General features: G+C 68.7%; 26 protein-coding genes. 13 read left to right on the top strand and 13 right to left on the bottom strand.

Annotation, left to right across the window (positions count from 1 at the left end):
* Nucleotides 1-504 (top strand): Imm1 family immunity protein (locus ACWEPX_RS27640; protein ID WP_451900172.1); only part of this gene is annotated, 504 nt, incomplete at its 5' end.
* Between the two features lie 480 nt (nt 505-984).
* Here the strand turns inward: ACWEPX_RS27640 and ACWEPX_RS27645 are convergent.
* Nucleotides 985-1833: a winged helix-turn-helix domain-containing protein gene (locus ACWEPX_RS27645; protein ID WP_451900173.1), complete on the bottom strand. Its 849-nt coding sequence runs from the start codon at nt 1831-1833 to the stop codon at nt 985-987.
* A 287-nt stretch (nt 1834-2120) separates the two neighbouring features.
* Here ACWEPX_RS27645 and ACWEPX_RS27650 point away from each other — a divergent pair, with 287 nt between their 5' ends.
* Nucleotides 2121-2648: a hypothetical protein gene (locus tag ACWEPX_RS27650; RefSeq protein WP_451900174.1), complete on the top strand. Its 528-nt coding sequence runs from the start codon at nt 2121-2123 to the stop codon at nt 2646-2648.
* Between the two features lie 56 nt (nt 2649-2704).
* Entirely contained in the window at nt 2705-3121 is a 417-nt protein-coding gene (locus ACWEPX_RS27655; RefSeq protein ID WP_451900175.1) for a hypothetical protein, read from the top strand.
* A gap of 76 nt (nt 3122-3197) precedes the next feature.
* Here ACWEPX_RS27655 and ACWEPX_RS27660 read toward each other — a convergent pair whose 3' ends face one another.
* Both ACWEPX_RS27660 and ACWEPX_RS27665 read right to left on the bottom strand, forming a co-directional pair.
* On the bottom strand, nt 3198-3341 hold the full coding sequence (locus ACWEPX_RS27660; protein ID WP_451900176.1) for a hypothetical protein: 144 nt from the start codon (nt 3339-3341) through the stop codon (nt 3198-3200).
* A gap of 229 nt (nt 3342-3570) precedes the next feature.
* Nucleotides 3571-3753 (bottom strand): hypothetical protein, encoded by a 183-nt coding sequence (locus tag ACWEPX_RS27665; protein WP_451900177.1) that lies wholly within the window; start codon nt 3751-3753, stop codon nt 3571-3573.
* A gap of 323 nt (nt 3754-4076) precedes the next feature.
* On the opposite strand from ACWEPX_RS27665, the gene ACWEPX_RS27670 reads away from it, so the two are divergent.
* Nucleotides 4077-4349, top strand: coding sequence for a hypothetical protein (locus tag ACWEPX_RS27670; RefSeq protein WP_451900178.1), 273 nt, complete (start codon nt 4077-4079; stop codon nt 4347-4349).
* A gap of 680 nt (nt 4350-5029) precedes the next feature.
* Nucleotides 5030-5755 (top strand): hypothetical protein, encoded by a 726-nt coding sequence (locus tag ACWEPX_RS27675; RefSeq protein ID WP_451900179.1) that lies wholly within the window; start codon nt 5030-5032, stop codon nt 5753-5755.
* A 444-nt stretch (nt 5756-6199) separates the two neighbouring features.
* Here ACWEPX_RS27675 and ACWEPX_RS27680 read toward each other — a convergent pair whose 3' ends face one another.
* A complete protein-coding gene (locus tag ACWEPX_RS27680; protein WP_451900180.1) occupies nt 6200-7384 on the bottom strand; it encodes a pentapeptide repeat-containing protein in 1185 nt (394 codons plus the stop codon).
* A gap of 786 nt (nt 7385-8170) precedes the next feature.
* Here ACWEPX_RS27680 and ACWEPX_RS27685 point away from each other — a divergent pair.
* Both ACWEPX_RS27685 and ACWEPX_RS27690 read left to right on the top strand, forming a co-directional pair.
* On the top strand, nt 8171-8359 hold the full coding sequence (locus tag ACWEPX_RS27685) for a hypothetical protein (protein WP_451900181.1): 189 nt from the start codon (nt 8171-8173) through the stop codon (nt 8357-8359).
* Nucleotides 8356-9033, top strand: coding sequence for a helix-turn-helix domain-containing protein (locus ACWEPX_RS27690; RefSeq protein WP_451900182.1), 678 nt, complete (start codon nt 8356-8358; stop codon nt 9031-9033). The genes ACWEPX_RS27685 and ACWEPX_RS27690 overlap by 4 nt, the downstream gene beginning before the upstream one ends.
* 191 nt (nt 9034-9224) lie before the next feature.
* On the opposite strand, the gene ACWEPX_RS27695 is transcribed toward ACWEPX_RS27690, so the two are convergent.
* The 4 genes from ACWEPX_RS27695 to ACWEPX_RS27710 all read right to left on the bottom strand — a co-directional run bounded on the left by ACWEPX_RS27695 (nt 9225) and on the right by ACWEPX_RS27710 (nt 10731).
* Nucleotides 9225-9506 carry a DUF2188 domain-containing protein gene (locus tag ACWEPX_RS27695; RefSeq protein ID WP_451900183.1) on the bottom strand — a complete coding sequence of 94 codons (282 nt, stop codon included), beginning with the start codon at nt 9504-9506 and terminating at the stop codon, nt 9225-9227.
* Nucleotides 9507-9551: 45 nt separating this feature from the next.
* Nucleotides 9552-10079 carry an ATP dependent DNA ligase gene (locus ACWEPX_RS27700; protein ID WP_451900184.1) on the bottom strand — a complete coding sequence of 176 codons (528 nt, stop codon included), beginning with the start codon at nt 10077-10079 and terminating at the stop codon, nt 9552-9554.
* A gap of 212 nt (nt 10080-10291) precedes the next feature.
* On the bottom strand, nt 10292-10534 hold the full coding sequence (locus ACWEPX_RS27705) for a hypothetical protein (RefSeq protein WP_451900185.1): 243 nt from the start codon (nt 10532-10534) through the stop codon (nt 10292-10294).
* Nucleotides 10535-10560: 26 nt separating this feature from the next.
* A complete protein-coding gene (locus ACWEPX_RS27710; protein ID WP_451900186.1) occupies nt 10561-10731 on the bottom strand; it encodes a hypothetical protein in 171 nt (56 codons plus the stop codon).
* Nucleotides 10732-10746: 15 nt separating this feature from the next.
* Between ACWEPX_RS27710 and ACWEPX_RS27715 the strand changes: the two genes are divergently transcribed.
* Nucleotides 10747-11022, top strand: coding sequence for a hypothetical protein (locus ACWEPX_RS27715; protein WP_451900187.1), 276 nt, complete (start codon nt 10747-10749; stop codon nt 11020-11022).
* A 38-nt stretch (nt 11023-11060) separates the two neighbouring features.
* Here ACWEPX_RS27715 and ACWEPX_RS27720 read toward each other — a convergent pair whose 3' ends face one another.
* The 3 genes from ACWEPX_RS27720 to ACWEPX_RS27730 form a co-directional block, all read right to left on the bottom strand.
* Nucleotides 11061-12332: a pentapeptide repeat-containing protein gene (locus tag ACWEPX_RS27720; RefSeq protein WP_451900188.1), complete on the bottom strand. Its 1272-nt coding sequence runs from the start codon at nt 12330-12332 to the stop codon at nt 11061-11063.
* Nucleotides 12333-12464: 132 nt separating this feature from the next.
* On the bottom strand, nt 12465-12896 hold the full coding sequence (locus ACWEPX_RS27725; RefSeq protein WP_451900282.1) for a pentapeptide repeat-containing protein: 432 nt from the start codon (nt 12894-12896) through the stop codon (nt 12465-12467).
* A 930-nt stretch (nt 12897-13826) separates the two neighbouring features.
* A complete protein-coding gene (locus ACWEPX_RS27730; protein WP_451900189.1) occupies nt 13827-14048 on the bottom strand; it encodes a hypothetical protein in 222 nt (73 codons plus the stop codon).
* Nucleotides 14049-14616: 568 nt separating this feature from the next.
* On the opposite strand from ACWEPX_RS27730, the gene ACWEPX_RS27735 reads away from it, so the two are divergent.
* The 4 genes from ACWEPX_RS27735 to ACWEPX_RS27750 all read left to right on the top strand — a co-directional run bounded on the left by ACWEPX_RS27735 (nt 14617) and on the right by ACWEPX_RS27750 (nt 15911).
* Nucleotides 14617-14757, top strand: a complete 141-nt coding sequence (locus tag ACWEPX_RS27735) for a hypothetical protein (RefSeq protein ID WP_451900190.1) — start codon at nt 14617-14619, stop codon at nt 14755-14757.
* Nucleotides 14758-14855: 98 nt separating this feature from the next.
* Nucleotides 14856-15083 carry a hypothetical protein gene (locus tag ACWEPX_RS27740; RefSeq protein ID WP_451900191.1) on the top strand — a complete coding sequence of 76 codons (228 nt, stop codon included), beginning with the start codon at nt 14856-14858 and terminating at the stop codon, nt 15081-15083.
* Nucleotides 15084-15272: 189 nt separating this feature from the next.
* Complete coding sequence (locus ACWEPX_RS27745) at nt 15273-15638, top strand: hypothetical protein (RefSeq protein WP_451900192.1); 366 nt, start codon at nt 15273-15275, stop codon at nt 15636-15638.
* 90 nt (nt 15639-15728) lie between these two features.
* Complete coding sequence (locus ACWEPX_RS27750; protein WP_451900193.1) at nt 15729-15911, top strand: hypothetical protein; 183 nt, start codon at nt 15729-15731, stop codon at nt 15909-15911.
* 69 nt (nt 15912-15980) lie between these two features.
* Here ACWEPX_RS27750 and ACWEPX_RS27755 read toward each other — a convergent pair whose 3' ends face one another.
* Nucleotides 15981-16979 (bottom strand): C40 family peptidase, encoded by a 999-nt coding sequence (locus ACWEPX_RS27755; RefSeq protein WP_451900194.1) that lies wholly within the window; start codon nt 16977-16979, stop codon nt 15981-15983.
* Between the two features lie 4 nt (nt 16980-16983).
* Nucleotides 16984-18066 carry a replication-relaxation family protein gene (locus tag ACWEPX_RS27760; RefSeq protein ID WP_451900195.1) on the bottom strand — a complete coding sequence of 361 codons (1083 nt, stop codon included), beginning with the start codon at nt 18064-18066 and terminating at the stop codon, nt 16984-16986.
* A gap of 62 nt (nt 18067-18128) precedes the next feature.
* Between ACWEPX_RS27760 and ACWEPX_RS27765 the strand changes: the two genes are divergently transcribed.
* Nucleotides 18129-19349, top strand: a complete 1221-nt coding sequence (locus ACWEPX_RS27765) for a hypothetical protein (protein ID WP_451900196.1) — start codon at nt 18129-18131, stop codon at nt 19347-19349.
* Nucleotides 19350-19354 lie beyond the last annotated feature (5 nt).

Genomic DNA, 19354 nt, shown 5'->3' on the forward strand with positions numbered 1-19354 from the left:
ACACCCCCGTTCCACCCACCCCTGGTCATCTGGTTCGCGCCGAACCAGGGCGGCGACCACGTGGCCACAACCCCCGACGAACTCGATGCACTGCTAAACCGCATCGCGAGCCACCTCTACAAGACGGGAATCGTCGCGGAGATCACCCGAGAAGGCGACGACGACACCACGCTCTACGCCGGATTCCGGGGCGAGGTCGGAGCCCTGCGCTACAACGACGACAAGGCGCTGCACTACAGCTCGAACGAGGGCAACGCGGTAGTCACAGGCCCCCGCGGGCAGGGCGAAGCCCACACGATGACGGTGTTGCGATACCGGTACCAGGACAACGAGATGGAACTACCCCCCGACGCGGAGATCCCCGTCGCGGACGTCCGAGCAGCAGTGCACCAGTACGCGCGCACCGGCACCCGACCGACTACGTGTCGGTGGCAGCAATGGAAGGCCCCACGAACCCCGGGTAGCGATATGCCCGACCCCCTCGACGCCGACGTCTGGGGATGACCAGACGCACAGGTGGAAGCGCGCGCGCTGCAACCAACCGCGCCACAGCGCGGCCAAGGCAAGCGAGCACTTAGTTCACACCCCACCCGAACCGCCGAACTGTATCGACGTGGCTGGCCTATTACGTCCGGGCACGCCGCCGTCGGCCAGCACGACAACGACCATTTGGGTTGGTGAAAGCCTTTCCCTGGCGGCCCCCCGGTTGCCGCTCGCCCTTCGCTCAACTCGCCCGCGGGCCAAGCTGGCTCGGACGACCAGCGTGCGGCGTCAGCTCGGATGGGTCTGTAGGCGCCTCGTGTTGTTCACGACCGGCCGGCCGCACTACGGGAGACGTGTGCTTGAGCTGGAACGGCGGCCACCGTCACTCTGCTCCAACAGGAGCGTGATCTCGAGCCCCGTGTTGCTCACGGAGAAACACGGTGTGCCTCATCGCTGAGGTTTCACCGATGAGGCACATCCGACGCTGCGTTTCCGGGATGGTCAGTGTGATCCGGTGGTCGCCTCCGGCGGGGCGAGTGTGAACCGCCTCGGCCGGTCCTGGGTTCGTACCGCGACACCATCGCCGACCAGTTTGTCGAGCGCGTTGCTGACTGCGCCGGTGGATTTGCCGCCGAGCTTCCTGGCGATCTCGACAGGGCTGCACTCCTGGCCGGGATGATCGCGCAGATAGTCCTCGACCATGCCGCGCAACACGCCCGGAGCCAGTCGCTCGGTCTTGCCCCCTTCACCATCCGCCGTCGCGGCGGATTCGGCACTGCCGACCGGAGGCTCGGCGGCCTTGGTGACGGTGTCCTCGTCAGTCGGGGTGGAGGGCTCGCGAGCAGCCGCGCCCTGAACGTCCGTGATGGTCGGGGGCGAGGCGTTCGCGACACTGTCGGCGGATTCGGGGTCAGCGAGGACCGGGTTGTGCGGTGCGGGCGCGGGGGTGTCGGCTGCGGCGTGGTCGGTCTCAGAGGCGACGTCGGTGGCGATGTCGGGCGCGACTACGTCTGCCGGGGGAGCGGTCTTGTCAGTGATCGTCCACAGGTCGGCGGCGCGGCGTCCGGCCTCAACCCTCCCGATGGTGCGGGTGACGCCACCTTCGCCTGCCCATCGGAGCAGAATCTTCTGCGCGGTGGATTTCCCGATCCCGGCGACCTTGGACAGCACTGCGGCGGTGCTGTTCGGGTGGGCGTGCAACGCCGCCCACAGCTTGTCCTCGCTGTCGGTTCGAGGTGTCGCGACGTGGTCGGGGTTCGGCGACAGTGTCCGGGACGTCTCGGTCGTTTGCGTCGGCCCGCCGGTGGCGCGGGTCTTGTTGTTCGCACGGGTGCGGGTTGATGCGGTCATGACGTTCCTCGATTCGGTTTCGTGATCGGCTCAAGCTTCCTGATCGACGGCTGGCTGACGCCTCGGCCGGAGCCGGATGACACGAGTGCGCCGCCGGTCGTTCTGGGCCACACGACCATGGACGCTCTGTCGGCCCTCGAAGTCAAGCGATGCTTGGAGCGAGACACGGTCTCTTGTGGATTATCACCCGGTTCGGTGTATCGCTTGACAGTCCGGCCGGAGTGGAGCGTCCATACCGCTTGCCGGGCAATCGCCGGGCGCATACCGCCCAACGACGGGGGGCAGTGATGGAATCGCAGCAGTTCGCCACACTACGACTTCGCGGCGTCGACGGGATGACCGTGCACGGTCCCTACGCCGACCGCGCCGACGCCGACATCGTGACCGGACGATTCGCCAGCGACATCAGCACATTCGCCTGCACGCTCGCGATGTACCCTCCTGATGCCGACCCCATCACCAACTGCGCCACCACCGCACCGACCGGCACAGTGCTCGAACTGGCCGACGACGTCGCCGACGCACTACTCGCCGCCAGCGAATCCGACTCTGGGACCGACCGCGCAGGACCCGTCGCGGTGGCCGTGCTGGTCGATCCGCCCGCGCGGCGACTGCTCCTATGGATCGGACCCTTCCCCGACACCACCGCAGCACAGTCCTGGCTGGAGCAGGCCAGCACCGTCAGCGGCGGCACCTACCGCGCGACCATGGGCGTACACCCACTACACGCCACCGACGTCGCCGAGCCGGAAGCGGAAGCCGGCCCGACAACGACCGGAACCGTTACCTGGCCATGCCCGTTCGTGAACTCGTAGCCAACATGGATCAGGCGGCCACAGGGCCGTCGCGTCTGGTGAAGGGGTGTTACGTCATGACGCACCTCAACTTCCCGGACCCTGACTTTGTGTGGGGCGCTCAAGCGGGCATTGGTCTCGGCTACACCTTGGAAGCCGCCGCCGTCCGGCTCGCGAACGACATCGCCGCACTCCGCCAGGACGGAGGCATTCCCACGCAGGTGCGTACCGTCATCGCCGTGCTGCCGCACCAGCGCGTCCTGGAAATCCGCGTGGAGGGACTGACGGTCGAAGCCGACCCCGACCGCACCACCGTCCGGGAGGTCGCCAACACGCTCTTCGAACTGGCCAGCGACCACAACATCATCACGCTCGATGACAAACCACCGCTGTTCACTCAACGCATCCTCTTCCTCGGCACCGACGGCCGACCGTTCACAGCCATGGTCGGAGCAGGTGTCGGCGACGTCGACACACGCCCTGTGTCCTCGTGATGTTGAACGTTGGACACTTTCGCCGACGCCATTCTCAACCACAGCAACTGCCACGGTCGACATCCGGGCACCGCGGTTAACCGCCGCCGTCGGTGTCCGCGTCGGGATTGGTCTCCGGATCGTTGGCGTGGGCGAGGGTGGCCAGCAGTTCCCTCGGCCGCGCGGCCAGCAGGGCGGGCACGGCCTCGTCCTCGGGGATCAGCACCCACACGTTGCCCACGCCGGTCACCGCTCGCCGCTGGTGTCGACGGCCGAGAGCGGCGCGGCCGCGGTGACCTCGGGCTGGGGCTCGGTGTGGGGCTCGGTGCCTCGCGGCGGCGCAGGCGGGCGCCGATGCGCTTGCGCACGTCGTTGATGTGGTCGTCGTCGTAGGCGGTGCGCACCCCGGAGACCGACATGCCCCCGGCCTGGGCCAGGACGTCGAGGGTGTAGGGGCGCGGCTCGACGAACTACCGGCCGTAGGCCAGCAGCAGCCGCATCCGCTCCTCGGCCGCGGCGATCTCCGCCCGCGCCCGCCGGATCTCGTCGATCACCGGGCGTAGCGGTCGACGACCTCCCAGCTCTGGCGCAGCTCCTCCTCGCACTCCCGCCGTCGCCGGTTGGTCGGCCTCGTGGGCTTGGTCGCTCCACACGTCGAGCTCGAACTCCTCGGCGTCCGTGCCGGGGTCGTCGACCTGCTAACCAGGCTCGAACACCGAATTGGTTAACGATGTCCCCCCGTCGTGCGCCGTGGTTCGTCGACCACGACGGCGACCGGGCCTGCAGGACCTCGCCGATGTGCTCGCCGGGCGCCCGGGGCGAGGACTGGCCCGTGCTGGCGGCCCCCGTGCGGACGCCGACGTCGCCGACCTGCGCGAGCTGCCCGCGTCCTACCACCGCGCCGTCGCCGCCCGCGTCCGCCACGAGGACATGTCGCAACGCCGCCGGAGGCCGCGGTCACGGCATGATCGTCGCCATGACCGGTCCCGAGCGCTACCGCGCCGCCGAGCAGTTGCTGAGCGAGGTCGACGAGGTCGGCGACGACCCGCCCCTCGCCGTCGCCGCCCGCACCGAGTTGCTTGCCTGGGCGCAGCTGCACGCCACGCTCGCGGTGGCCGCGGCGACCGCGCTGGCCGCCGAGCCGTCGGGCCTGCCCACCGAGAACGGCTACGCCGCGATGGGCCACGAGGACATCACCGCCTGGAAGAAGGTCGCCGGGACCGCGCCGAAGCGCTACAACCACGGCTGACCCGAGCCCGGCGGTCATGTCGCGGGGACGACGCCGTGGTCCTCGGCGATGGCGCCGACCGCGGTGATGCGCAGGGTTGGCTGGTCGAGGTGGGTGCCCGGCTCGTGGAGGCCCGTCCTGTTCGACCGGCCGTGGACGGCTCGGCCTGTACCGGCTGCCCGCCGACCTGGTCCCGCGCTGATCAGCTACCGACCTCGCGCGGGAGGTTTCAGGCGTATTCCGGTCCGATCTCGTCCACGCGCGGCACCACCGAACCCGGGGCGGCTCGCGCTCGGCGTCGATCGTGACGCCCGCCACATTGGCGGCGATGTTCGTCGTTCCGGGTCTTTCTTGCAGCTAGGAGGTGGAGGTGAAGTCGATGACATAGGGGCGGTGCACGATGGCGACCATGAGGAAGGACAAGCGTCGCGCGGAGGATCTGCTCGCGCTGATCGGCCGGATGCTGCTGGAGAACAAGGTCGGCGGAACGCTGATGGTGAGCGACGCCGTGGTTCAGGCAGCCACCGGTCTCTCGCGTGCCGAACTGATCAATGACGCGGTGTGGGCGACGCGCCAGGGGAGACTTGGCGGTCGTTGGCGAAGGACGTCCTTCCGTCGGAGCTTCTCTCACGCCACCGCACTGCCACCCCTGGCAGTTCTACGAGCTGCCGGACACGTCGCCCTGGGCCTGGGGCCTGGGGGTGACATTGGTAGCCAACCGGTTCGCGGCATTTCAGGCCGACGTCGTCGGGGCGCTGTTGCGCGATCTCGACCTCGCTGGCGACCGGGAGGATCTGCCCCGGCGGTTGATCCTGGCCGAGGCCCGCGCGGTCCGCGCGCACCTGCTGTCTCCGGACGGCATGGACTCCGGCCCGGTGGAGGAGTTCGCCTTCAAGTGGTTGGGATACGCCCGTCCGCCGCGGGCAGAGGACCGGCAGGCCCTGCTCGACGCGGTGGTCGAGGTGCTGCTCGGCGAGGGCTGGGACAGCGGAGACGTCCGCGGGACGTTGCGGGCCACGATCGACCGCGTCCACCAGGGAACGCGCCCGATATGGAAACGGCAGGCCCGCAGCCGCACGGTCGTCTCCTATGACGTGATGGTCCCCGGCCCGATCATCGGCAGCCGCGTTCCACTGATCAGCGCCATGCCTCCCCCCGCCGACGTCGAGGTCATGGCGTTCTACAACCTGCACCTGAACCCCGGGGTGCAGTTCCTTGCCTCCGTGCTGCTGCCGGAGGAGATGCGGGTGGTCCTCTACTACGCGGCCAACCACCAGCAGATCGGCTGGACGGAAGCGGCGACCCTGCTGGGGTACCCGGCCCAGACGGGAGAGAGCGTGCGCCGCAAGGTGGCCTACCGGGTCGGCCAGTACCAGAACGCTCAGCAGGCCCGAGCCCGGCGACGTGTCCCCAGCCGCACATGCTGATCAGCGATTCCGCCCGACATGAGCGGGACCTTGGCCTTGCGGCCGCCCTTGCCGACCATCTCCAGCACTCGGTGCCCGCGGTCATGTCCGAGGTCGTCGAGGCCTGCGCCCGCGTCGGCCAGACCCCGACCCACAGGTCCACGTGCGCCGGGCCCGTGGTCAGCACGTCGACGCAGTGTTCGTCGCACCAGGCCAGCCACGTCCGCACGTCCTGCAGGTACGAGCGGCGGGTGCGCGGCGAGCGCAGGCTTGACAGCCAGGCGGCTGCCAGCAGCCGCTCGCGCTCCGGCAGCCCGAGCACCGCGAGGAACTCCGCGACCGCCCGGTCGACCAGCTCGTGCGCCAGCGCCCGCCGTGTCGGTGCTACCGGTCGCCCCAGGTGCCGGGCGACCTTGTCCATCGGGAAGGCCAGGTCCGCCATCACCTTCGTCTGCGCCTGGTTTATTACCCGGTCTGTCGGTCGTCATTGGGCTGCTCGCGTCGGGGGAGAAACGGTTCCACCTCTGGGGGGATGCCTCGCTCAAACCGCGCCCCGTCGAAGTAGGTAGCTGGGTTGTCGTCAAACGCCGCCAGACCGAGGTAGGGCGAGCGGCTACCGTCGACGGAGCCGGGAAGGCTCACCTGATCGAAGTGGGTTGCACCGCTGAAGATGCTCGCGCTGAACACAGCATCGCCGGTGAAGCGGGTCCCGTTGAACCACACGTCACCGCGGAAGACGGTCGCCTTGAACGCGGCAGCGCGAGCGAAGTTGACAACGCCTAGCCGGACGTTGTCGGTGAACGTGGCTCTGCTGAACACGGCGTCGTCGCTGAAGGCGGTCCGATCGAATACAGCGTCGCCGTTGAAGGTGGCCCGAGCGAACACGGCGCGGCGGGCGGCGCAGCCGTCAAGAGTGAAGTCGATGAGGGTGGCGCCGGTCAGGTCGAGATCGATATCCGCCCAGAAGCTCTGGGGTTTGTTGCCGCGCCTGTCGCGCGCGCGAAGGTGGTTGGTGAGGATACGTTGGGCCGCCAAGCGAACTTCGCGCTCCTGTGTGCGCTCGCGGTGAGCGTCAACGAGCTGGTCGTCAGTGTCGTCGAGGACGGGCGGGTTGTCGGGCGGGACGTAGGGCATGCGCAGGTAGGCGCACAGCACGTTGACGATGGTCTGCCGCTGCTCGACGTGGTCCTGGGCCAGGCGCTCCAGGGCGTAGAGCCCGCCCAACCGCACCGGCGCCTTGTCGGAGCCGAGCTGCTCGACGGCCTTGGTGTAGAGCTCAGTGATCCGGCGGGCCTCCGCATCATGTCGGTTGGTCTCGGCGGTCTCGCGCTGCAGCTCGTAGGCGCGGGCGACGTCGGCCTGGTCGCGCTCCTTCTGCTGCAGCGCGATCTCGGTGGAGCGTTGCCGCCGCCACGCCAGGTACAGGCCGAACAGCCCGCCGGTGCCCAGCAGCACGGTCAACCCGGTCCGCACCAACTCCAGCTGGGTGGGTGCCTGCGGGGAGCCGCCGTCGACCAGTAACCACAACAGCGTCAGCAGCCCGCCGACCACCACCACGACCCCACCCACCGCGGCGACGACCGCCCGCTTGGAGGGCGGCTTCATCGGCGCGGGCGGCCGCTCGGGCTGCGGAACCGGGGAACTCGTCACTCACTGATCATCGCCGTAGCAGCCGAACCGGTTTCCGAACACCTGCCCCCGTAGCCGCGACCGATACCGCCCGGGGCTGCCCCGTCCTCGCCGGCGGGCGGGCTTCCGACGGGCGGCACCAGGTCATCGATGTGGTTGTTCGGCGACGAACCTCGCGGGTTGCCTGGCCAATCCGCGGTGTTGCAGGCGTCGGGCCGCTGTTCTAACCGAGGCCGGAAGGTGTTGCGCAACGGTGTACTTGTCCTGCTCAGGTTGATGAATGGGCAGGTCAGCGTTGCGCAACATCGATCCGGCGGTGACGTCATGTGAAGGGCGGTGCTGCAATAGACAGGTCACCGCGCAGGACATGCCGTGCGGTGACGGCCTCTGGCTCGGCGCGTGGTTGCGGTGAGCACCAGGGCTTTCACACGGGTGCACTGGACATGTGCCCGTGTTGCGCAGTGAGTTCAGCCCCCCGCGGTCTGGCCGCGGGGGCTGACGCGCATCGAGACAGACCGCCGGATTGCCTTGCGGGGGACGATCTCGCCTGGCCTACTGGGCTTAGTCAGTACGAGCGGTCCGGTCGTGTCCAGACGACCAGTCGCACGAGCAGCATCTCCAGACTCACCGCAACCACGTCACCAGCGCTGCGCCTTCAACGCGCCGCGCTACCAGCCAGTCAGGGGCCACCTCATGACCGCGTCCAGGTCCAGATCCAGCGCGCCGCCCTCCACCCCCGTTCTGATCACCCGGTGGGGGTGGCCCGAGGTCGCCACACTGGGAATCGTCTGTGGCCTCGTCACCGCCTTGGTCTCGCGGGACATTCCCGTCTGGGAAGCCGCCAAGGTCGCCTTGGTGGTCTTCGTCGCCGTCTCCACCCCCCGCGCCCTGCGCTCCCTGCGCACGCTCCTGACCGCTGGCCACCTCAGCGGCTATGCCGGCACCGGCGGACATGGTGACGAGGGCGTCGTCGACCTGGGGGACCGCCGTCGATGATCACTCCGCCCGGCCCTGAGCGCGACCACGCTCCGGTGCCCGCCGCCGACACGATCGCCCAACTCCGCGCTGATCTGCGCCAACTCCTCGAGAGGGACGGGGTCTCCCTACGCGCCGCCGCCGACATGGTGCACTACAGCCCGTCGACCTTGTCTCGAGCTCTAAGCCCCGATAGTCCCGCACTCCCGACTCGGGCTGTGGTCACAGCTCTCGCGAACACCTTCGACGCCAAGAACACTAGGACGTGGATCGACCGCTGGACCGCCCTCGCCAAACCCGCGCCAGCAGCCGACGACCAAGACTCGCAGCCACAAGCCCCCGGAACCACCAGCAGAGCACCACGGCGCTATCGGAACGTCGAATCATTCCTTACAGAGCACGGAGCCAGGGAATGGGGTCCGCTGGCAGTCCTGTCACTGACGCTGATCTCCCTGGCGATGGTGCTGATCTCGATCGTGGCGAGCTCCGACGGCGAGATAAACCCGTTGGAGCGCGGGGGCGAGTGGAGACCAACACCTACGACTTTGACTATTGGCGCGATCGGGTTGGTTCTCCTGCTGATGGTTGCGAGTTCCGTCATCACCGTCCTGGTGTTGGCGCGTGCCCGGGGGCCCGTCCCCCAGGCAGGCGACAGTGATGACGCCACCCGACGCGTGCGCGAACCCGAGAAGTGACCACTCGGCTCATCACCAAACCCGACTCCGCCGCGATCACCGCCCACGGGCTCGGGTTCCGGCTCGCCGGGGACGCCGAGCTGGGCCCGAACGACGAGGACCCCGCACCGCTGGCGACTGTGATACGCCTTCCCAGTGCGGAGGTGCGTCCGTGCCGCCTGTCGGAGGCCCGCCCGGCGGCGAGGACCGGGTCAGCCCCGGGGCGGGTGTGGGTCGCGGCTGCGGGGGTAGGTGTTGCGGGCGCCGATGGTGCCGTCCTGGTTCTTGATAACGTGTTCGATCCCGCGCTGCTGGGCCATCTCGCGGCCGCGGGCCTGGGCCTCGGCTTTGGTGGGGGCGGTGTTGGCCGCGCGGGAGGAGCCCTGGACCTTGTTCTTCCAGGTCCCGTCCTCGTGGTAGGTCTCGATGTCGCCCTCGGCCACCTGGTCCTCCTGCTCACTGTCGACGCCGACGCTTCTCAGGGTGCGTCGCATGCCGCCGCCGCGCACGTCGAGGCCTGGCCAGGGCGGCGTGTCGGGTCACGTGTGCTGGAAGGCGGCGCTGATGTCCGTGCTCCGGCGGTCGGGTCGCAGGCCGCGCCAGCTGGGGTGGCGGAGTCTGTTGTCGCTGGTCCAGGCCCGATGTTCCACCTTTCCGACCAGCCGGGGCTGTACCCAGCGGGCCCGGCGCGCGTAGAGGGTGGGCACGAGGTCGTCGAACGGGCTGGAGTCGCGGGCCAGCTCGTGCAGGAGGTTCTGCAGGTCGTCGAGCGCGCGTTGGGTGAAGCCGGTGCCGACGTTGCCGACGTAGCGCAGCCGCCCGTCCGCCTGGTCGTGGACGCCGAGCAGCAGCCCGCCCAGGCCGCGGGCGCGGCGGCCTTCGCCGGGGGTCCAGCCGCCGATGACGACCTCCTGGGTCAGGCGCAGCGCGGTCTTGGTCCAGGCGCGGGAGCGGCGGCCGGGCTCGTACCGGGAGTCCGGCCGCTTGGCCACGATCCCCTCCAGCTGGCTGGCGGCGGCGATGTCGAGCATGTCCGTGCCGGTGACGTCGAGGTAGTGCGGCGACACCGGCAGCACCCGCCGGTCGATCCGCAGCCCGGCCAGCGCCTCCGGGCCAGGTAGGGCTCGTCGACGAGCTCGCGGTCGCCGAGGACGAGCAGGTCGAAGGCGTAGAAGGTCACGGGCCGCAGGGTGCGCAGCCCCGCGCTCGGCAGCGCCACGTGCATGCGGTCCTGCAGGCGCCCGAAGTCCGGGCGGCCCCCGGGGTCGAGCACCACCAGCTACCCGTCCAGCAGCACCGGCTCCCGGAACGCCGGGATCAGGCCCTGCGGCTCGGGGAACGACGAGGTCACCTCCCGCATCGACCGGGTCGTCACCTGAACCGCGCCGGCGCCGACGGCGACCTGGGCGCGCATGTCGTCCCACTTGAACTCGAACGCCCATCCCGGCCCCGCCGGAGCCTGCCCCGGGGCGGCCAGCATCGGCGGCACCGCGGCGGGCGGCGACTGTCCCACCCCGGACATCCTGCGCCCACCGCCGAACCCCGGCATCAGGATCTTCGCAGATCAGCCTGGTCATCCTCTACGGCCAACCGATCAACAAGATCGCCACACTCCGCGCCGACGACCTCGACCCCACCGCCGACCAGGTCCGGATCCGTCTCGGCACCGACTGGCTCGACGTCCCCGAACCCCTCGCCACCCTCCTGCGTCTCGCTCACACTCGCCGCCGCACCATGAACACTGCCGCCAACCCCACCTACCCTTGGCTGTTCCCCGGCCAGATGCCCGGACAACACCGCAGCCACCAACGCATCACCACCACCCTCACAGCACTCGGCATCCCACCACGAGCCATGCGCACCACCACATGGCGCACCTTCGTCCGCCAAGCACCACCACCAGTCCTCGCCAACGCACTCGGCGTCACACCCGCCACCGCCCTGCGCCACGCCCAACTCGCCGGAGCCGACTGGACCAACTACACCGCACGCCGAGCCCACGACAACTGATCACAGCCGAACACCCGGCTCTACCGGTTTTGACGTGATCAGTCCGCCGGCTCGGGGACAAACCGCGCTACCTCAGGCGGCACACGCCGCTCGAACCGCGCCGAGATGAAACTCGTCCATGGCGACGGCGTCGTGTGGTCGTCGAGGCGGGCACTTGGCAATGTGGCCCCGTCGAACGTGGCGTCACCGGTGAAGGTGGTCCCCGAGAAGTTGACGTTTCCAGTGAAGGCGGCCTCGTCGAATCTGACGTCGCCGGTGAACGTGGCCCCATCGAACGACGCAGCGTCGGTGAAGGCCGCCTCGCTGAACCAAGCTCGGTCGGTAAAGGCGGCTCCGCGGAACGAGACGATTGTGAAGATGGCGCGGTCGAACCAGGCGCGGCCGGTGAAGGTGGCCCCCCGGAACGAGACGTCGGCGTCGAAGACGACCTCTCCGAACCAAGCGACACCGGCGAATACCGCGCCATCGAACCCGGCGTTGCCGATGAAGGTCGCCTCGCTGAACCCGGCGTCGCCGGTGAACGTGGCCGCGGCGAACCCGGCGTCGTCGGTAAAGGTCGCGTCGTAGAACCTGGCATCGCCAGTAAAGGCGGCTGCGTCGAACCAGGCGTCGCCGGTGAAGGTCGCCCCTTCGAACCCGGCGGTGCGGATGGTGGTGTTGGCGAGGGTGAAGTCGATGAGGGTGGCGCCGGTGAGGTCGAGGTCGATGTCGGCCCAGAAGGTGGGGAGGGTGCGGCGTCGTAGTCGGGATCGGCTGCCAGGCTGGAGATGGCGGTGCAGGATGTGTTGGGCGGTGAGCCGGACTTCACGCTCTTGTCGCCGCTCCTGTTCCTCGGTTGTCGGCGCCTTGGGCGCCGTGAAGTTGGTTGGCCTGGCGTGAGCGGGGCGTAGCGGCGCGCGCAGGCCACCCAACCTGCTCGCCCCAGGTTTGTCGACGAGCGGGGTGTAGGGGGCGCGGAGGTAGGCGCAGATGACGTCGATCACGGTCTGGCGGTGGTCGGGGTTGTCCTGGGCGACGCGCTCCAGCGCGTACAGCGCCCCGTGCCGCACCGCGGCCTTGTCCGAGCCGAGCTGCTCGATGGCCTTGACATACAGCTCGGTCAACCGCCGCTCGGCCGCGTCGTGCTCGGTGGACCACTGCCGACGCCACGCCAACACCAACGTCATCACCGCGCCGGTCCCCGCCCCAACGGCCAGCGCGGTGCGGATCATCTCCAACCGGCCCTGCGAGGATGCCACATCCAGCATCCGCATCAGCACCAACACCGCGGCCGTGGTGGCCAGCACCACCGGCATCACGATCACCAGCACCGGCCGCACCCAGCCGGGTCCACCTCGTTGACGTCTCGCCACGGGACGATCATCGCGGACGGGTGGGTGACCGTTCCCGCGCCTGGCGAACTCGTCACCCGTCGAATACGCAGCTCTACCGGTTCTCCGCGCTCAGTTTTCCGCGTCTGCTGCGTCCCCCTCCGACGGTGTCGACACGAACCGCGCCACCTCCTCGGGTACTCCCTGCTCGAAGCGGGCGTCGGAGAAGTCGCTCCACGGCGACAACGTCGAATAGTCCACGTAGCGGCTGCTCGGCAAGCTCGCGCTCCTGAAATCGGCGTCGCCGGTGAAGGTGGCCCTGCCGAAATCGGCCGTTCCGGTGAAGGTTGCCCCGTAGAACCAGGCGCCGCCGGTGAAGGTGGCCCCGTCGAACCCGGCCGTCCCAGTGAAGGTGGCGGCGCCGAATTCGACGTTGCCGGTGAAGATGGCCCCGCGGAACCAGGCGTCGCCGGTGAAAGTCGCGCCACTGAAACGAGCGGTGCCGATGGCGCAGTCGGTAAGGTCAAGGTCGATGAGGGTGGCGCCGGTGAGGTCGAGGTCGATATCAGCCCAAAGGCCGTCGCCGGGACGTCGAGGTCCTCGCCGAAGCGCAGGTGGGTGGCCAGGATGCGTTGGGCAGTGAGGCGGACTTCGCGTTCCTGGGTGCGTTCGCGGTGCTCGGCGAGCAGTTCTTTACGCGCCTCGATGTCGGCGGTTGTGTCGGTGTCCGGATCACCAGGCATGGTGTAGGGCATGCGCAGGTAGGCGCAGAGGACGTTGACGATGGTCTGTCGCTGCTCGATGTGGTCTTGGGCGAGGCGTTCCAGGGCGTAGAGCCCGCCCGACCGCACCGGGGCTTTGTCGGAGCCGAGCTGCTCGACGGCCTTGGTGTAGAGGTCGGTGATCCGCCGGGCGACGGAGTCCTCGCGCTGCAGGTCGTAGGCGCGGGCCACGTCGGCCTGGTCCTGCTGCTTCTGCTGCAGGCCGATCTCCGTGGAGTGCTGCCGCCACCACGCCAGGTACAGCGCGAACAGCCCGCCGCCCCCGAGGCCGATGCTCAACCCGGTGCGCAGCGCGTCGAACCGCGCGGTCACCAACTTCTCCCCGTCCAGGCCGCTGGTCCCCGCCCACCACAACACCACCACCAGGGCGACGGTCGCGGTCGCGATACCCGCGGCGACCCAGGCGATCGCCTTCTTCGACAGCGGCGTCATCGGCGGGTCAGGCTGCGGCGGCTGCGGTACCGGTGCACTCCTCACCCACCGATCATCGCCTCAACCGCCGCCCGGTTGCGGGCCGCCTCGGGTCGGGAGGAAGCACGTCCCTATGGAAAGCGAGTGTTCGCTTACGCACACGCCGGGCGGGTCGGCCGCCCGTCGTCCACCGGATCGGGGGCGACTCCGGCGATAGACTGACGGCGGAGCCGTTCAGAGTCTGACGACGGCTGTCGCGGCCGACCCGCGCCCTTCTCCCCCGCCCCGGCGTGCAACAGGCCTACCTGGGTGCGATCTGGACCGGCCCGGCGGTGAGGGTGACGTCGAGCAGCTTCACGCCACCCACGACCAGGCCCGCGCACACAGTGATCACCACGAGCAAGCGGGTCGTGGTGCCCCAGGAGCCGAGCGCGTCCCGGACAACGCCGACCAACGTGGCCGGAGCGCTCGGCTGCGGGTCACCGGGCCGCCCGCCGCTGTCGGATGACTCGTCGTCGCCCATGCCTGGCACCGGCAGGGAAGGGGGATCTAGCCTCACAGAGGGTCGCCTTTCGGGGCTGCTGGAACGGTTTTCGACGGAGGCGACCTGCGCTGACTGGGTCGGAGGTGCTGGTCAGCGATGGTCCCGGCTACGCCTGCCAGCGTGGCCGGGACCGACATCATGGTTGCCGCCTGTCACCAGTGAGGCTAGGACCGATCCACTGGGCCGCAGACCTACTCAGCGCCGGACGGCAGCCGTCCCACGGTAAGCGCGAACCGATCTTCGGCCGGACGGGTCACGACCTCCGCGTCTTTCCTGACCTGCAACTAAGCCCCTTTCCGCAACGCGAACCCACTGACGGGCCGAAGTGCTGTTCGGGTGGGCGCAGGTGAGGCGCACGATCATGTGGACGGCCGGACATCGGCCTGTCACCCGCCCGTTGACGATCGACCCATCACGCGGTCCGTTCACCGCAGTAGAAGGCGCAATCCTGGTGACGGCTCGGACGGACAGGCGCCACCAGCCCAGCGGTTCGACCCACACGGGTCACCGGATCGGTGGAAGTTGCCGTCACCGGCGAAGTGTCGCCGTGGGCGGCAGCGGACGGGCGGCCAAGCTGCTGGCCATGCTGATCCCCGATGCCGCGCTGATCCCCGATGCGGCGAAGTCCGGCCCGGCCATGCGGTACGAGGTGATCGGGCGGGTGTTGATGGCCCTGCACGACACCTAAAGCCCGGCCCGCTGGAGGGCGCGCGCGAGCTGCAGCAGTGGATCACCGGCGACGGCGGGCTGGACCTGTCCTGGGTCGGCGGCCCACACGCCCACGAGGTGGCCGAAGCGCTGCTCGAACTCGCCGAGAACACCGAGACCTACGACGGCCTGGACCCCGGCGACGTGGTGATCGGCCGCACCGGCCGCGGCCCCACCCCGACCGACGCCGAACTCCGGGTGCGTGGCCTACGCGTGCGGCTGCGCCCCAGCGGCACCATCGGCCGCGAGGCCGCCATCGCCGCGGAATTCGACCGGATCCGCGACCGCCACCGCGCCCAGGCCTGACGCCCCCTGCCTCCGAGGCGGCTGGCCAGAAGGCCACCCTCCGAGCTGAGACCGCGCTGGCCGGGCGGGCGCACGCCGATCAGCCCGGCGCGTCCCGGAGCTGGTCGAGCAGCACGTCGAGGTCGGCGATCGGCCACCGTCGGTCGAGCGCTCTGGCGATCACACTCGTACGTGTGTTCGACTGCAGGAGTGCATCCGCGAGCCCGTGCCGAGCGCGACCACCAGCAGCGACAGCGGCTGGCCGCAGGCTCCGACCGGCTACGACGGCTGGCCCAAGCGCTGCCGTGGTTGCGCGTGGACGTCGTCGACGGGCAGACCGTTGCCCTCGACGGCGGCAGCATCGTTCTGGTCATCGCCGACCGCCGCCGCGAGGCGATGATCCGCTGGACCCGGGTGTTCGACACCAGCGCCGTGGCCGCCCTCGCCGACCTGCTCGACGTCGCCTCCCGCACCCAACACGTCCCCGCCCCGATCCTGGACCGACTCCTGCGCCTGGCCGACCGCTCCGACGTCGACACCGACCTACACCCACCCCGTCACGGCCTCGGCCACTAGCCCGGCCCCCCATCCGACGGGTAGGCCGTTCGGGTGCGACCAACACAGATCAATTGCGATGATCGCAAGAGACGGCGTAGCGCGTAGATCATGACGACACGCGATGTTTTCGCCGATCTGGCACTGCTGCTGCACCCGCTGCCCGCGCGCCGCCTGCCCGCAGCGGGATCACCCCATCTCGAAGGCACGGCAAATGATCGTTTGTTCGGCCATCCCCTCGCCATCACGCGCTCGGGCGTGCGGCCAGACGAACCTTCGCCCCCAACCGGGTGACATGGGGGGCTCGATCTTCCGCTCTGCTTGAGAGATGCCTATGCAGTACTCAAGTGCAGACGGAGATGTTCATTCTTCGGGCGGAACGTAGGCCGCGATAGGGGCTGCCGGGCGGGTGGCTCCGGCGTAGTCGTCGCCGTTGTAGCGGTGGTTGTCGATCTGTACCGGTTGGCCGAAGTCGGGTGCGTTGATCATTTTGCCGTCGCCGAGGTAGAGGCCGACGTGGTGGATCTTGTCGGGTGTGCCGTAGAAGACGAGGTCGCCCGGCAGCAGCGGCTGCCCGGCCGGGACGCGTGGGCCTGCGTTGAACTGGGTTTGTGCGGTGCGGGGCAGGGGCACTCCGGCGGCGGCGTAGGCGGCGGTGGTGAGTCCGGAGCAGTCGAAGCCAGCGTGGCCGTGGTCGGGGCCGTTGCCGCCCCACACGTAGGGCAGTCCTCGTTGGCCGCACGCGTAGTTGATCGCGGCGAGGGCGATGGCGTTGGGGGCTTGGATGGCGTCGCAGTCGCCGGTGCCGATGCTGGTCGCGGCGGCCTCGGCGTATGTGGCGGCTTGGTCGAGGACCTTGTCGACGTACCAGTCGGCGTGGTTGTAGGCGAAGATGGCCGCCCGCAGGTCGCCGCGCCGGACGCCCTCGTCGCACAGTAGGAAGGTCGCGGCGTGGATGGCGTCGTGCGGGTTGTACCGGGAGGGCGGGTTGGCGCCGCCGGGCGGGATCCGGTGGGCGGTGATGACGGCGTTGAAGGTCGGGGCGAGGAACTGCATCGGCCCGCCTGCGCCAGCATAGTTCTCGCCCTCGGTCACGCCGGGTGCCTTCAGGCGGCCGTGGTCGGTCTCGACCTTGCCGATCGCGGCGAGCACGGTCCAGTCCAGGCCGGGGCAGTGCGGGGCGGCGGTGAGGTAGAGCAGGCAGTACTCGGGCGGGATGTCCGCGATCGGTTCCGTGCAGTCGATGGTGGTGTTGGAGGAGTTGCCGAACAGCGCGTCCACCACGGCACCGCCGCTGTGGCCGATCATGACGGGGATGAGCAGCAGGATGGCCGCGGCTCCGATGGCGACCTTGGGGAGCACGCTGTCACCACCTTTCCTGTCGGGTCGCGTCGCGTGACGCCGGTGGGCTGATCGGGGCGGGCGGCATCGGCGGGGGCGGTGGCGACATCGGCTGTTGCGAGTCCGTGCCCGTCGGGTTCTCCTCGGTGGGTGTTACCGGCGGCGGCACGTGTGGCCAGGCGTCGGGCAGTCCCGACAGCGGTCGCCGGGACGCCCCGGCGGGGGAGGCCAGTGGGAGCCACATTGCGTCGGCAGGGCTGGGGTGGGCGGCTTCGGGATTGAGCAGCTCGGCCGCCGCCGTGGCGATCGGCACCGAGTTCCGGTCGTCGAGCTCGCGCCACGCCTTCGCGAGCAGTCGACGGGCGGCGGCCTCGCGCCGCGAGGTCGGCAGCCAGACCAGCAGCGGCGTGGTGATGCCGGTGGCTAGCGCGAGGGCGGCGTAGCCTGCCAGTTTCCCGGCGAGCTTGCTCAGCGGTTCGGTGCCGAAGTCGTACTCGAGGAACCACTCGACCTGCCGGTCACCGTGCTGATCGCTGGACCTCCAGCGGCCGTAGCCGTCGGGTTTGACCAGGTCGCCGAAGTGGCGGGCGCACCGGGTCTCCGACCACCACGCCGCCAGCTCGACCTGTTCGCTCGCGTGGGGGTGGCGGGCGCGGTCGACCAGGGCGGTGAACCACTCGTTGACCCCGACGGTGTGGGCCAGGCGCAGGCTGTGCGCTATGCCGAAGACCCGGTCGTGCCGGTAGCCGAGTTCCTTGAGGTCCAGGCCGTCTTCGGCGGCGAGCACGGCCGCACCGGCGGGCGCCAGCACGTAGTGCATCGGCGCGGTGCCGACGGTGACGAAGGGCTGGAAGCGGTCGACGACACCCCACAGGTAGAGCTCGCGCAGCCGCATCCGCCCGGAGCGGAAGCTGGGGAAGGCCAGGGCGGTGATCTGGTGGGCGGTGAGCACGCGGTGTTCCCAGAGCATCCGGGCGATCCACTTGTCGCGCGGGGTCAGCCGCCATGCCAGCACGGCCTGGTGCTCGGCGGTGTTCGCCACACGTGAGGTGGGTCGGGTGGGCTTGTGCCCGCGCAGAGCACGCTGCCGGGTGGGGTGGGTGATCATGGCAAGAACCTCCAGATGGTGCGCAGATTGGGGCTTAGATGAATTGACCAACCTAGACGGTTATGATCAAGATTCACTGTCCCGATTTCGACAGGAGGACGATGGTCAAGGAAGTTGAGTCCGTACGCGGTGACGCTGACCCGTCAGGGCCGTGGATGTGGGAGAACGCCAGGCTGGCAAAGGCGGGTTCACCGCCTGTGGGCGCCCTGGAGATCGGGTTTTATACAGATTCCTGGCGCGTGGACCTTCAGGGGAACGCTGGGCCACTCACTTTCTTGAACCAGTTGTACAATGTTTACCCGGCCGACTATCCATTGGGTGCTCACTCGGTGGGGTTGATGGTGCGTGTTGAGCAATACGTGGATCGGATATTGGATGAGTATCTGGATGATGCCTGGGAGCAAAGCGACCAAGCTGTTTTTCACGGCGGGGATGCCAGCGACGAACTGGCGGCGCTCGTATCGCTTGCCATCGGAGAACGCATACGATCGGCTGGTATTGCGAGGGTGTTCAGTGTGGACGACGACGATCTACGAGGGCAACCACACGTGTTGAGGGAACGGATTCCATATATTTCTCCGTCGCGTTTTGTGCGAGTCCTTCCCCATGTCGGCGCCCGGCATCGACCGGATGTTGCAAGATCGCTCAACCTGCTCGACCTCTATGCTCATTTGTCGCCGAACGAGGCCCGGGCGCTGGTTCGGGCGGCACGTACCTATCAGGAAGCGTTGTGGATCGCAGAGGCCGACCCCCGGCAAGCTTGGCTGCGATTGGTCAATGCGGTCGAGATTATCGCCCAGTTGGCTCCGGACATCCCTGCGGATGCACGCCTGGTGGAGGCCTTTTCGGACGCAGAGTCGTCGGCAATCGTGGGTCGCTTGATTGCAACGGAGGATGACGAATTGATCGAGTGGGTCGCAAAACGCCTCGCCGATCAAGGTAGGTCTACCAAAAAGTTTCTCAACTTCCTACAGAAGTACCAACCGCGGCAACCTCCTGGTCGCCCAACGGTGAAGGCTGCGCAAGTAGACTGGGCGAACATGCGTAAGCACTTTCGCCGTGTGTATGAGTACCGGTCGAATGATCTGCATGCCGGTATTCCTTTTCCGGCGTCGATGTGTGCCCCTCCTCGAAGAACCTCGCAGAACACTCCTTATGAAGTAGCCCCTGAGGCAAAGGGGGACAGGGGATCCTCTCTGATTCTGCTGCATACATTCGAATATGTCGTACGGGGTGCAATTCAGAAATGGTGGCTGCTGAACGGGCGGAAGAAGGCAAAATAGGTCCA

The organism is Actinokineospora sp. NPDC004072 (assembly GCF_053604195.1).